The 13317-nt window shown below is 35.0% G+C and carries 14 protein-coding genes; 1 reads left to right on the top strand and 13 read right to left on the bottom strand.

Features of this window, described 5'->3' with window-relative positions; genetic code table 11:
* Positions 1 to 19: 19 nt before the first annotated feature.
* Genes ACFQ1K_RS12405 through ACFQ1K_RS12395 form a run of 3 tightly spaced genes read right to left on the bottom strand, consistent with a single transcriptional unit; the run spans position 20 to position 1851 of the window.
* Positions 20 to 415 (bottom strand): hypothetical protein, encoded by a 396-nt coding sequence (locus ACFQ1K_RS12405; RefSeq protein ID WP_320554430.1) that lies wholly within the window; start codon positions 413 to 415, stop codon positions 20 to 22.
* 4 nt (positions 416 to 419) lie between these two features.
* Complete coding sequence (gene pheS / locus ACFQ1K_RS12400; RefSeq protein WP_320554431.1) at positions 420 to 1439, bottom strand: phenylalanine--tRNA ligase subunit alpha; 1020 nt, start codon at positions 1437 to 1439, stop codon at positions 420 to 422.
* Between the two features lie 55 nt (positions 1440 to 1494).
* Positions 1495 to 1851: a hypothetical protein gene (locus tag ACFQ1K_RS12395; RefSeq protein WP_320554432.1), complete on the bottom strand. Its 357-nt coding sequence runs from the start codon at positions 1849 to 1851 to the stop codon at positions 1495 to 1497.
* A 110-nt stretch (positions 1852 to 1961) separates the two neighbouring features.
* On the opposite strand from ACFQ1K_RS12395, the gene ACFQ1K_RS12390 reads away from it, so the two are divergent.
* The gene (locus ACFQ1K_RS12390; RefSeq protein WP_320554433.1) at positions 1962 to 2477 is read left to right on the top strand and encodes a CvpA family protein; all 516 of its coding nucleotides are present in this window, start codon (positions 1962 to 1964) and stop codon (positions 2475 to 2477) included.
* Between the two features lie 46 nt (positions 2478 to 2523).
* Here the strand turns inward: ACFQ1K_RS12390 and ACFQ1K_RS12385 are convergent, their stop codons facing one another.
* The 10 genes from ACFQ1K_RS12385 to ACFQ1K_RS12340 form a co-directional block, all read right to left on the bottom strand.
* Positions 2524 to 3153: a carbonic anhydrase family protein gene (locus ACFQ1K_RS12385; RefSeq protein WP_320554434.1), complete on the bottom strand. Its 630-nt coding sequence runs from the start codon at positions 3151 to 3153 to the stop codon at positions 2524 to 2526.
* 29 nt (positions 3154 to 3182) lie between these two features.
* Entirely contained in the window at positions 3183 to 4760 is a 1578-nt protein-coding gene (locus ACFQ1K_RS12380) for a SulP family inorganic anion transporter (RefSeq protein ID WP_320554435.1), read from the bottom strand.
* A gap of 74 nt (positions 4761 to 4834) precedes the next feature.
* The gene (locus tag ACFQ1K_RS12375; protein ID WP_320554436.1) at positions 4835 to 5128 is read right to left on the bottom strand and encodes a hypothetical protein; all 294 of its coding nucleotides are present in this window, start codon (positions 5126 to 5128) and stop codon (positions 4835 to 4837) included.
* Between the two features lie 53 nt (positions 5129 to 5181).
* The gene (locus ACFQ1K_RS12370; RefSeq protein WP_320554437.1) at positions 5182 to 5943 is read right to left on the bottom strand and encodes a tetratricopeptide repeat protein; all 762 of its coding nucleotides are present in this window, start codon (positions 5941 to 5943) and stop codon (positions 5182 to 5184) included.
* Complete coding sequence (locus ACFQ1K_RS12365; protein ID WP_320554438.1) at positions 5944 to 7719, bottom strand: BatD family protein; 1776 nt, start codon at positions 7717 to 7719, stop codon at positions 5944 to 5946.
* Positions 7720 to 7752: 33 nt separating this feature from the next.
* On the bottom strand, positions 7753 to 8592 hold the full coding sequence (locus ACFQ1K_RS12360; protein WP_320554439.1) for a tetratricopeptide repeat protein: 840 nt from the start codon (positions 8590 to 8592) through the stop codon (positions 7753 to 7755).
* 52 nt (positions 8593 to 8644) lie between these two features.
* Entirely contained in the window at positions 8645 to 9682 is a 1038-nt protein-coding gene (locus ACFQ1K_RS12355) for a VWA domain-containing protein (protein WP_320554440.1), read from the bottom strand.
* Entirely contained in the window at positions 9675 to 10676 is a 1002-nt protein-coding gene (locus tag ACFQ1K_RS12350) for a vWA domain-containing protein (protein WP_320554441.1), read from the bottom strand. The genes ACFQ1K_RS12355 and ACFQ1K_RS12350 overlap by 8 nt, the downstream gene beginning before the upstream one ends.
* A complete protein-coding gene (locus tag ACFQ1K_RS12345; RefSeq protein ID WP_320554442.1) occupies positions 10676 to 12304 on the bottom strand; it encodes a hypothetical protein in 1629 nt (542 codons plus the stop codon). Before ACFQ1K_RS12345 ends, ACFQ1K_RS12350 begins: the two co-directional genes overlap by 1 nt.
* A gap of 76 nt (positions 12305 to 12380) precedes the next feature.
* Entirely contained in the window at positions 12381 to 13247 is an 867-nt protein-coding gene (locus tag ACFQ1K_RS12340) for a DUF58 domain-containing protein (protein ID WP_320554443.1), read from the bottom strand.
* Positions 13248 to 13317: the final 70 nt, after the last annotated feature.

Genomic DNA, 13317 nt, shown 5'->3' with positions numbered 1-13317 from the left:
ATCACCCAAAAGCTAAAGACTATTTTACCAAAACACCCTTTAATTGCATTAAAGGAAGAGTCTGCAAAGCCTTTTCGTTGATGGTGTTTTTCCTAAAGACGTAGGTTTTATCAAACATCTGGTTACCCTCAAAAAAAGTAACTTTAAAGGAATTATTGAGCTCCAATACTTTTTCTTGTAAATACTCAATCTTGGCAAAACTACGCGCTGGCAATTTAGCAAGCGTATGGCGCATTGGTGGTGTCATTTTTTTGTCGTTATAGCCTTGCGACACTATTAGCACCGTATCTAAATCCTTATCAGAGTTGTTTATGATATAAGCATTCCAGTCTTGGGTCTTATATTCTAAATGCTCTTCTCGTACAACAGCAAGGTATACATCTTTTACCTCTGGAATATTAATATCGCGTTTCAAAACTCTATAAAGCTGACTTAAATTGCTCTAAAAATCGAACATCATTTTCACTCAATAAACGAATATCACTAATTTGATGTAACAATAAAGCAATACGATCGATGCCCATACCAAAGGCAAAACCAGAATATTCCTTAGAATCTATACCACAGTTATCTAAGACATTTGGGTCTACCATACCACAGCCCATAATCTCTAGCCAACCTGTTCCTTTGGTCATTTTATAATCGGTCTCAGTCTCTAATCCCCAGTACACATCTACCTCTGCGCTTGGTTCTGTAAATGGAAAATAGGAAGGTCGTAAACGGATTTTAGACTTTCCGAACATCTCAGTTGTAAAGTATTGAAGCGTTTGTTTTAAATCTGCAAAGCTTACATCCTTGTCGATATATAATCCTTCTACTTGGTGGAAAAAACAATGCGAACGTGCCGAAATGGCTTCGTTTCGATACACTCTACCAGGGGAAATAGTACGGATTGGTGGTTTATTGTTTTCCATGTAACGCACCTGTACAGAACTGGTATGCGTACGCAATAATATATCTGGATTAGTTTGTATAAAAAACGTATCCTGCATATCACGTGCTGGATGATATTCCGGTAGATTTAATGCCGTGAAATTATGCCAATCGTCTTCTATTTCAGGTCCTTCACTAACATTAAAACCTATGCGCGAAAAAATATCGATAATCTGGTTTTTAACGATAGATATAGGATGTCGAGATCCTAAAGCAATAGGTTCACCAGGACGCGATAAGTCTCCATATACTCCTTTATCTTCTTCTTGGTTTTCTAAGGCTTCTTTCAATGCGTTAACCTTGTCCTCAGCAGTTTTCTTAAGCTCGTTTATGGTTTGGCCAAACTCTTTCTTTTGATCGTTGGCTATATTTTTAAATTCAGCAAAGTATTGTTTGAGTAAGCCTTTAGACCCTAAATACTTAATTCGGAATGCTTCGACCTCTTCTTTTGACTGTGCAGAGAAGGCCTCAGCCTCTGCTATCAACTCTTTTAACTTATCTATCATTTTTAAGCTGAATTTATTTCAGTTTTCTTTTGTAAGACCGCAAATTTAAAAAATCTTAATCTATATACTCCATTTCCACAAAATAGTTGACAATAGCCTCTTTCATTAATACACTTTGCTCACCTGCTTTAAGGAATGGTAATTGCTCTTTTACTTTATAATGTGGCCAACCATCATCATCAACAAAATCAAACTCATAAAACCCATAGGGTTCCAAAAGTTTACAGATTGCTATATGCATTAAATCTAACTTATGATCCTTTTTATATTCACGATGGATCTGACCAAGTTCTTGCACACCAATAAGGTAAATAATAGCATCTAAGTCTAGTGTGTCTCCATCTGCAAATTGTTTGGATAGTTTGTCTACAACCAAATCCCATCGCTCTTTTAACTGTTCATCCCGTGCCATAAATCGCCTCTTAAATTGAGTGTTCAAAGTTAATAAACTAAAAGCTCAGATAAATCGTTATTAGTTTAAAATAACAAAATTCATGTACTTTTGTCTAAACCGCTTTCTCTATGAGTATTATTGATATTGTTTTAGCTGCCCTACTATTATTTGGATTCATTAGAGGACTTTTTAAGGGGCTTTTTGTAGAAATGGCTTCACTCGTTGCATTAGTTTTGGGAGTTTATGGGGCGATTCACTTTAGCTATTTTGCAGCTGATTTTTTGGAGTCTAAAGTCGACTGGAATGAGAAAACCATTAATATAGTTGCCTTTGCCATAACATTTGTCATAATTGTATTGGTAATTAGCTTGGCTGGAAAAGCTCTGACAAAACTTGCAGACTTTGCTGCATTAGGTCTTCTAAATAAACTACTAGGAGGCTTATTTGGCGCACTAAAAATTGGTTTAATTCTAAGTATACTGCTTATAGTATTTAATAAACTAAACAATACCTTACCCTTTATGGAAAAGCAGGACTTGGAAAAAAGTGTTTTATATGAACCCGTAAAGTCACTAGCACCCATAATCTTTCCCAACCTTATAAAAAGTGAGAGGGAAAAGGAAGCAAATAATACCGACAGCTAATACCTTTTTTTAATGGGATTTATCTTTGAGTGAGAGTTAGACCAAATTAATCATAAAATTCTACACCACCTGTACTGATATCATACATGGCCCCAACAATTTTAATCTCATCAAATTTTTCCATTTCATTAAGGATCACGCTTTGGTTTCTGATATTCTCTAAGGTCATTTCTACATTTTTTTTCGCGACAGCATTTACAAAATCTGTATTTGACGAATTTCGAAGCGCTTTATCTTCAGGCTCTTCAACAGCATAAACAGCTGGTTCTATTTTATTTATTAGTGCGGTTAAGTTGCCTAATCTAGCATGATCACAAGCTCCTCGTATGGCACCACAACTGGTATGACCAAGAACTAAAATTAGTTTTGTTCCAGCTAATTTACATGCAAACTCCATACTTCCTAAAATGTCTTGATTCACAAAATTACCTGCTATTCTAATACTAAAAATATCACCTAATCCTTGATCAAAGACCAACTCAGCCGAAACCCTTGAGTCAATACAACTTAATATGGTCGCGAACGGAAATTGACCATCCGACGTATCGTTGACTTGCTCCAACAAATTTCTATTTGCTTTTAAATTTTTTTGGAATCTGATATTCCCCTCTTTAAGAAATTGAAGTGCCTTTTCAGGAGTCATTGTAGCTTGTGTCTCTTTAGTATGTGCTTTCATATTCCAAATTTTAATTTCTTGTTTGTAATTTATTTAATTTTTTCTGTTTTAAAGAAAGCGATAAAGCTATCTGGATTTTCAACAATACCTCGCTGAGAAAATAATTTAATAGTAATATTACGTTCTTTTGCCTTGTAGGCAAAATCTTCAAGTATTTCTATTATATCATTATCTAAAAACTTTGTATTTCTTACATCCAACTCTAAAATTGAGTTCTGAGGCACTCGATCCAACTCTTTTAAAATAGCCCCTTTATTAAAAAAGGTAACTTCTTCAGCTAGGGTCATCTTTATTTTTCCGTCATCAACATCTTCGCCTTCCTTATGAAGGAAGTGGGAATTTTTATAACTTCTGAATAACACAATGAATATTCCTATGGCCAAACCTAAACCAATACCTTTTAAAAGATCTAAAAAAACAATCCCCACAACGGTGACAATAAAAGGCACAAATTGCATCCAACCACCACGATACATCACCTTGAATGTTGATGGCTTTGCCAATTTATAACCTACAATAAATAAAATGGCAGCCAATACAGATAACGGAATATAATTTAAGATATGCGGTATGGTTAACACCGATATCAGGAGTAAAAAACCATGTAAAATAGCACTTGCTTTAGTCTGTCCTCCAGATTGAATGTTGGCAGAACTACGAACAATGACTTGTGTTATCGGCAAACCACCAATTAACCCTGAAAATACATTTCCAACGCCTTGTGCCAAAAGCTCTCTATTGGTTGGTGTTACTCTTTTGTGAGGGTCCAATTTATCCGTAGCCTCAACGCACAAAAGTGTTTCTAAAGATGCGACTAAAGCAATGGTAAATCCGGTAATGATAACATCGGCTTGAGTAATAACACTAAAATTTGGAAAACTAAACTGACTGATAAATGAATCTAATCCATCCGGAACAGGAACACTTACCAAATGGGACGCTTCTATAGCAAGTGTTTCATTAGCCTTGGTCAACAAATAAAAAAAGATGCCAACTGCTACAGCAACTAGTGGTCCTTGAATAATTTCAAATATTTTGCTCCTTTTGATTAATATATTGCTCCAAAGTAATAATATGAGTAAGCTAATAACTCCTATAACCGTTGAACCAATCGTAATATTATCGATAGCGCTTAGAATAGCCGAAAAGGTGTTTTCACCTGAAGCCTCCAAAAAACTATCCGCACCTTCTGGCTCAATATCATAACCAAAAAAATGAGGAATCTGCTTTAAAATAATAATAATACCAATGCCTGTTAACATGCCTTTGATAACAGAGGAAGGGAAGTAATAACCAATGATACCAAGTCTTAAAACCCCAAAAATAATTTGAATTATACCACCAAGTACAACGGCAACAAGAAAATTTTCCCAACCGCCAAGAGCAGTGATAGCTGTAAGAACAATTGCCGCTAAGCCAGCAGCAGGGCCGCTTACACCAATTTGAGAACCACTCAAAAGCCCTACTACTATGCCACCTATAATTCCTGCAATAAGTCCTGAGAACAGTGGTGCGCCACTCGCTAAAGCGATTCCCAAACAGAGTGGTAAAGCAACAAAGAATACCACAATACTGGCTGGTATATCCTTCTTTAATGATTTTAGCATTTTTATATTGATTTTAAACTTAGAAAACTAAGCCTCTTAGATTAGATTTGATTTAGAAAATTCTGATTTAGTCTTTAACAAGAGTATTGCTTAGGAGGCGGCAGTAATAAGCTCAATTGAGGCATTAAGTAACTCTTATTGGTATAATCACCAATAGTATCGTTATTCGATTGATAATAAGGAAAGACCTCATCGTAATTTGAACTATACTCAAATAATACTTTTAAATCCTCTTGCTCTTCTTCATTGAGTTCATAGAGCATTGAGGTTTCTACAGAATCATCTAGAGAGACAAGGATATAAGGCACAGTAATAGTGATGAAGAAAAACATTAAAAAAGACAGTACTAAGGTTTTTTTTATATCCATGGGTATGCTATAATGACTATAACACACACAATATATGATTTTGTTTATGAAATTTAAAAGGTCTTTATCAATTTTATATCCTTAGAAGGAATCCAACCTGTTGAATTATCGGATAATTTTATCTTATTCCAACCTTCATAGGACTCAATAACCTGAACCTTTGTGCCTTCGTGCAGTCTAAAAACTTCCTCAGACGTTCTGTTTGCTTCAGCCATTACTCTAGATTCTTGGGCAAATACTACAGCAGGATTATCATTTTTCTCTAGTTGGTCTTTTTGAAAGGCCATTAAAACAGAAAAACAAGCAAAGAAAAAACTAAAAACGCTGACTACGAAAGCAATGCGCTTTCTAGTGGTTGCATATGAAAAATGATACAATAAAAATAATATTACAAACAACAGAACACCAGCAATTGCCATTATTGCCCAGGTATCCTTCTTAAATGTATTAACCAAATTGCTAATTATCCGTGCAAAACCTACTTGAGGAACAGTATCTATAGCATCAATGGTCATGTTTTGCGCATAACCCACTAAGTTGTTCTTAATATCTTTGTCGTCTGGATTTAGTAATAATGCTTTCTCATAATAATAAATACTTGGCGCGATATTATTAAGCTTATAGTTTGCATTTCCAAGATTAAAATACAGTTCTGCCGAATGCTGTCCCGAATCTAAAATCGCCTCGTATTTATCGATAGCTTCAGCATACTTACCGTCGTTATACAGCGCATTTGCTTCATCAAAAAGCTGGTCATTTTGAGAAAAAACGAACAAACTGACAAAATAAAGTACCAAGGTAATAACTCTTTTCATCTATCTAATTTGTTTATCGATTAATGAAATGGTTTTAGCGGCCTTATCATAATCATTTTGCATCGTAACATCAGTAATTGGGGTATATCTAGCTAACTCGCAACTTTCTAAAATTGAAATAAATTCTGCCGATACGTTTTGATCAACATGTCTTTGAGATAGTAAAGTTTCAATCTTTTCCTTATTAAAGTCACTAGTTTCTATGTTTAATTTAGCTTTTAAATAATTATGTAATGCCCTTTCAAGCGCTTCATAAAAAGATTCTTTTTGGCCAAGATTTTTCTTGGCCTCACTGAGGTATTTTTTGGCTAAACGATCTGCCTTTCTTATTCGGCTGCCAACTACATCTGCATCGCGTCTATCTTTTTCTTTTCTAATTATTATGGCTAAAGGAATAGCTAAAAAAGGTAATAATAACATAGACCAAAATCCCGTTGACTTAAAAAAATCGTCCTCTTTTATGGATGACCAATTAGAGCTAGTTTTAATAAATGCAAACGTATTAGAGTTTGGTTTAATGGTCTGTTTTGTGTTTGCAATACTTGTGTTGTCCGATCTATTTTCAGCAGCTGTTGGTCCCTCAACAACATCTATAATAATTTCGTCTGAAGTAATACGTTTATAACTTTCTGTTTTTAAATCGAAATATGAAAAGGAAATAAAAGGTATTGGATATTTACCTCTATATTGAGGTACGATAGTATAAGTATCCGAAATACTTCCTTTCATTCCATTTAAGTCTGTTCTTACATTTTCCTTATGCTCTGGTTCATATACCTCTAAAGAACTTGGCGTTGTTAGTTTTGGTAATTCAAACAGTTTCAAATTTCCCTTTCCTGTAACTTCAACTTTTGCCTGTAAAGACTCGGTTGCATTAAGTTGATTTTTTGAGGTTGTTACTTCAAAATTAAAATCGCCAACAGCCCCTTTAAAATCTTGAGGTTTACCTTTTTCGGGCAAGGGTTTTACTTTTATGGTTCTACTTCCAGCAGTTACTGTTTTAGGCACTTGTGTCATTATCTGTTGTCCAAAAATATTGGCTCTCCCTGTGGGGACCTCTACAGTAATATCCAAAACCAGTGGTTCTAATTTTAAATTACCGGTTTTCTGTGGATACAAAACAGTCTTTCTAAGGACTACGAATCTATAATCTTCACCCTGATATTCGCCGCGTTGAATATTTAATCCTTTTATTTCAATATTCTGACTCCAAAAATCGTTATATCTTGGAGTTTGCTTTTCACGCCAGTTACTACTAATACCAACATCTGGAGACACATAGAGTTTATAAACTACCGTAGTCGGTTCATTTAGATATGGATTGCTGTTTGAAACTTCAGCTACAAGATGTATTTTTTCTGATGCAATATCTGAGGCGTCAGGTGGACCATTGGGTCTATCCACCGCATCGGTAACTGAAACCGTAACAGGAAAGGTTTTATATATCTCACCATCAATCTCTATCGTAGCCTGCTTTATTGTAAAAGAACCCTTCTTTTTTGGGGCTAAAAAATAACTGTAAGTTTTCTGGTATGTTTTTTTGCCATTGGCATAGGAGTTCATCAGTGAAGTATTTGGTCCACCAACAACGGTAAAATCATCAAAGCTTGGAGGTACAAAATTATCTCCGTCCCTATTCATCTCAAAGTCTATGCGCAAACGTTCATTAACCCCTAGTTTCTTCTTACTTACCTTGGCCTCGAATTTTACTTGGGCAAAGGCAAAGCTTGAAACTATAATCAATACAACGGCTAATATGTTCTTAACGAATTTCATTTTATGTATAAGAATAAGAATGGGTTGTTTTATCTACCAATCTTTTTCGGTTTTTACTTTAGCTCCTTTTTGTTTTTCAGCATTTATTTTCTGTTGCACTTTTTGTTCTTGGTTTTGCATGGCCTCAAGAATATTCTTTATTTGCTGAGGAGACATTTGACCTGGTCTAGGTTTAGGTTTTTGATTTTTGTCTTTTTGATCTTTATCGCCTTTGCCGTCATCCTTTTTTTCATCTTTTGGCTTACCATTTTCATCTTCCTCTTTATCGCCTTCTTTTTTGTCTTTATCGCCTTCGTCCTTTTTATCCTTTTCGTCTTTATTTTCGTCCTCCTTTTTCTCCTCTTTTTCTTTGTCTTTCTCTTCCTCTTTATTTTCGTCCTCCTTGTTGTCTTCGCCACCACCATCTTTTTGCTGCTCGGCACATTCTTTGGCTAAAGCAAAGTTATAGCGCGTTTCTTCGTCCTTTGGATTGCTGCGCAACGCATTTTTAAAGGCCTCTACCGCTTCTTTACAATTTTCATTTTTCATTAAAATATTACCCAAATTGTGATATGCTCGATGTTTTTCATCTTTTGAAACCGCATTTTTTGCAGCTTCTTGGGTTCTAAACAAGGCTTCATCATAATTGCCTTTCTTGTAATAGGTGTTTGCTAAATTATAGGCACCAACCGCTTTTTTTGGTGCATTGGAAATGGCTTTTCTATACTCCATTTCTGCCTGAATAAAGTCCTCTTCCTGTACCAATTCGTTACCCTTATATACCAAATTGGTTGCCTTCTTTTCTTTCTTCAGTTGGTTTTTATCTAGCTCTTGAGAAAACCCCAGAATACTAAATAATACGACAATAACTAATATGTAATTCTTTTTATTCATAATTGTACTTTAAAAGTAACAAACCCTGTAATCATAGGGCGTTAAAGAAAATCTAAAAGTTTTCATTGAACAAATTCAACTTCTTTAGCCAAGCGGTTTTTCTTTCTAAAAAGAAGATATCAAGGAAGAAAAGTAATATCCCTATCCCCAAAAACCACTGAAACTGGTCTTTAAAGTCAGCTATTTGTTTAGATTCAAATTCCTTTTTATCCATATTATCCAATACATCTTTAATGCTCTCAACTACCTCAGAAGTATTACTACCATTAACATATAGGCCATTAGTTTCTTCAGCAATTTTTCTCAAGGTGGTTTCGTCTAATCTGGTAATAACGGTTTCACCATTATTATCTTTTTTATAATTAAGAACAACACCATTTCGTTTTATGGGTATTGGTCCACCTTTTATATCACCAACTCCTACAGTAAGTATTCTTATACCTTTCTCTTTAGCTTCTTCTGCAATATCAACAGCCTCACCACCGTGGTCTTCACCGTCTGAAATGATTATTAATATTCTATTGGTTTGCTCTTCGTCATCGTAATAGGTTTTTGCCAATTGAATGGCTTCATGAATGGCAGTGCCTTGAGAGGATAACATATCCGTGTTCATATTTTGCAAAAACATTTTTGCTGAAGCATAATCCGTAGTTATTGGTAACTGCGGAAACGCCTTACCTGCATAGGCAATAATACCAACTCTATCACTTGCCAAACTGTTTATAATTTCTCTAACCAACTGTTTTGATTTCTCCAAACGATTTGGCGCAATATCTTCAGCAAGCATGCTTTTAGATACATCCACAGCAAAGACTATGTCTACTCCTTGACTACGAACTGTTTCTAATTTGGTTCCTATTTTAGGGTTAACCAAAGCTAAAGAAAGGCATCCAAATCCTGCACAGAGCATAAGAATCTTCAAAATACTTTTAAATAGTGACTGATTTGGACTTAATCGTTGGAGTAAATGAGGGTCTGCAAATTTCTTTTGTGCAGAACGTTTCCATATTTGCACCAATACAAATAATAGAATGATTACCGGAATAACCATTAAGGTCCAAAACCATATTTTTTCATCAAGTCTAAACAAAGCTTCTAAATATTGTATTTCTTAATACGATTTCTAATAAAAGAAGAAGTCCCGCCAATAAGACTAAAGGTCGGTACTTTTCATCGTAGTTGTAGTATTTCTTTTCTTCTATTTCGGTCTTTTCAAGTTTATTGATTTCCTTATAAATCTCTGCCAACTTTTTATTATTCGTTGCCCTAAAGTATTTGCCACCTGTAGCATCGGCAATTTCCTCGAGCAGTTTTTCATCAATTTCAACTTGCTGTCTACCATACCTAAACGTCCCATTAGGATTTATTGCCACAGGTGATAATGCCATACCGTTGGTACCCAAACCAATTGTGTAGACTTTAATTCCGTACTCAACTGCTAATTCACTCGCAATTTTAGGATCAATAAACCCTGAATTATTAACACCATCCGTCAGTAGAATAATGACCTTACTTTTGGCTCTACTATCCTTTAACCTATTGACTGAGGTGGCTAAGCCCATACCAATCGCTGTACCTCCTTCTATAATGGTGTTGTATTTAATATCTCTTAAAGACCTCTGAACAATGGATTTATCTGTGGTTATTGGGGTCTTAGTGTACGCTTCTCCTGCATATTCTACCAAACCTATCCTATCATTTGGTCTGCCATCTATAAAATCTGCTGCTACCTCTTTTAAAGCTTCCAATCTATTGGGTAGCAAATCTTTTGCCAACATACTTGCAGAAACATCTATAGCCATAACAATGTCTATACCTCTTGTAGTTTTGGTCTTTGTAGATACATCTACTGTTCTTGGCCTAGCTAAAGCTGTTATTAATAGAGCTAAAGCTATCAAACGAAGCACAAACAACAAATGCCTAAGCCTTGACCAAAAGGACGTTGTTTTAAAGCCTTTAGTGCTCGATATTTTGAGTTCTGCTGTTTGTTTATTGTACTTAACGATATACCAAGCTATTGCTATTGGTAAAAGCAATAAAAACCAGAACAATTCCTTATTTAAAAATTCGATATTCTCAAACATTAGTTCTCCTCGTTTTCTAGTTCTGCTTGTTCATCTGATTTAAGTTCTAAAGAACTTATAATTCGTTCCACTATTTTGTTCGCATAGGTATCTTCCTCACTCCAAACTAGTGTTAAGTGCATGATTGCATCATTCGTAGCAAAGCTAAAAATGGCATATTCTCCTTTAAAGGTTTTGTCGGATTCTGGAAGCGGAAAATCAGCACTTCCAAAAGTCTTTATCCCTTCTACAGCATTTGGTGTAATAAATTGTTCTCCTTTAGTTATGATATTGGTGATATTCTCAGACTCCCATTTATTTAGAATGTCTTCAATAGATTTGTTGACTTTCAGTTCAATCTCTTTTTGATCTTGTTTCCCGTCTATATCTTCAAATTTAATAATGTCAACAACAATATCTACAGCGTTATTATCTGCACTAAACACAAAAGTCGTTTTATCTAATTTGTCTTCTTTTTGGGATGCTATTGTATCCTGTATTCGTTTTAAAACTTCGGGTGTTTCTATATATATAGGAGGAAAACCGTACGCACTTTCTACCCATTCTCCTTCAAGTAATTTTTTACTCTCATGACCAATGACCGTATCTTTAACATAACCGAAACCATACTTGAGACCAAAACCTACTACAGTCAATGATAAAATGAGAACAGCTATAGCAGCCGTTAGAATAACCTTATATTGTTTCTTTTTGCGCTCCTGCTCTTCTTTATATTGCTGATTAAGAAGTTTTTCTTCTTCAGAAGGTTCTGGCAGGGCAGCCTTTACATTATCTAACTCTTTTTCTATGGTAACCCTATCCATTTCAATCAGTGCCTCATCTGGTGCAGACTTTGCAAATTTCACCAAATCCGCGCGCTTTAAAATGGTTTCGAGATTATTTATCGTTTCCATTTTTAATGGAACCTGATTTCCTTCTTTAAGCAACTGGAGTCTTTGTATCAACTCATCCGTTGTACTTTCTAAAGACCGATCGTATACTTTTTCATCTAAATACTTTCTAATAATCATCGTCAATTCAGAATAGTATTCCTTGACCTCTGAACGTATTAAGTATTGACTTTCGTCTAGTTTTTTTAAGGCTAGTTTTGCTCTATCAAAAGGCGGTAATAGTGCAATCTCTTCTTCCTCTGTAAGTGGTTTTTGTCTCCATATAAACCACCATAGTAAAAAAGCAAATAGAGCCAAAGCTACTAAACTAACCAGTAACCATATCCACCAATTGCTACTGCTTTTTTCTACTTCGATGATTGGTTTAATATCATAAAGTTTTTGCTTTGTGGTATCTACCTCTACCGTGCCAACATCTACGCGCAATGAATCTGTAAAGAATGCCTTTTCACCAATAATGATTTTTTGTTTGGGAATAGTATACGAACCCGAATCAAATTGGGTAAGCTTGTAAATTCTTGAAAGCCTAAATTTTGAATCCTTCCTAGTAGTATCAATATCAGTGGCTTCTACAGACTCTAAAGGCAAAAACGTTTGACCTTCTGGAAATACTACCAAAGCAGATGAATCTGCTTCAACTTTTATTTTGTAATTAATTTGTTCACCGATTCTGATTTTTGTGGTATCTACTTCGGTGGCAACTTGCGCAAAAGAGACAAGGGATAATAGAAAAGCCATGATTGATAAGCTTAACCTTTTTATCCTGAACATGTTATGTAACTTTTTACTTTTCACTTTTTACTTCTAACTTGCTTTATCCTCTTCGCTTAAAATATCCTAGCAGCTTCTTTACATAACTTTCATCTACTCTGCAATCTATTGAACCAGCACCAGACTTGGTAAAACTATCTCTAAAATAATCCACTTTTTCGTTGTAAAATTTCCCGTAGTCTCGCCTCACTTGTTTAGAAGCCGTATTTACCAAAAGTAACTCGCCAGTTTCTTCATCCTCCATTTGCACCATCCCAATATTAGGGATAGTTTCTTCATGTTTATCATAAACCCTTATGCCTGTAATGTCATGTCTTCCTGCGGCAATTTTAAGTGTGTGTTTGTAATCGTCTGCAATAAAATCTGAAAGCACAAAGACTATGGCTTTCTTTTTCATAACATTAGACAAAAACTTGAAGGCTTCGGATACGTTGGTTTTTTTACTTTTAGGCTGAAACTCCAATAATTCTCTTATGATTCGTAATACATGTGAGCGTCCCTTTTTCGGTGGAATGTAAATCTCGATTTCGTCTGAAAATAAAATAAGTCCGATTTTATCATTGTTTTGGGTTGCAGAGAATGCTAGTGTTGCTGCAATTTCAGTAACGATTTCATCCTTAAATTGATTTTTTGTTCCAAAAAATTTACTACCCGAAACGTCAGCCATTAACATCATGGTAAGCTCTCGTTCTTCTTCAAAAACTTTAACGAAGGGTTCGTTATATCTTGCTGTAACATTCCAATCAATATTTCTTACATCATCCCCAAACTGATATTGGCGCACTTCAGAAAACGTCATACCTCGCCCTTTAAACGTAGAGTGGTATTCACCACCAAAAATATGATCAGACAACCGTCGTGTCTTAATCTCTATTTTTCGTACTTTTTTTAGAAGTTCTTTGGTATCCATCTTTTCAATTTTCGATTGAAGATTGTTGATTTACGATTTGAAAAATCGTGGTTCGTTATTCTTAAATCTA

This window comes from Winogradskyella aquimaris (assembly GCF_042676105.1).
GTDB classification, from domain to species: Bacteria; Bacteroidota; Bacteroidia; order Flavobacteriales; family Flavobacteriaceae; genus Winogradskyella; species Winogradskyella aquimaris.
Note: the sequence above shows the minus strand (reverse complement) of the source record. Positions and strands in the feature narration are given on the sequence as shown.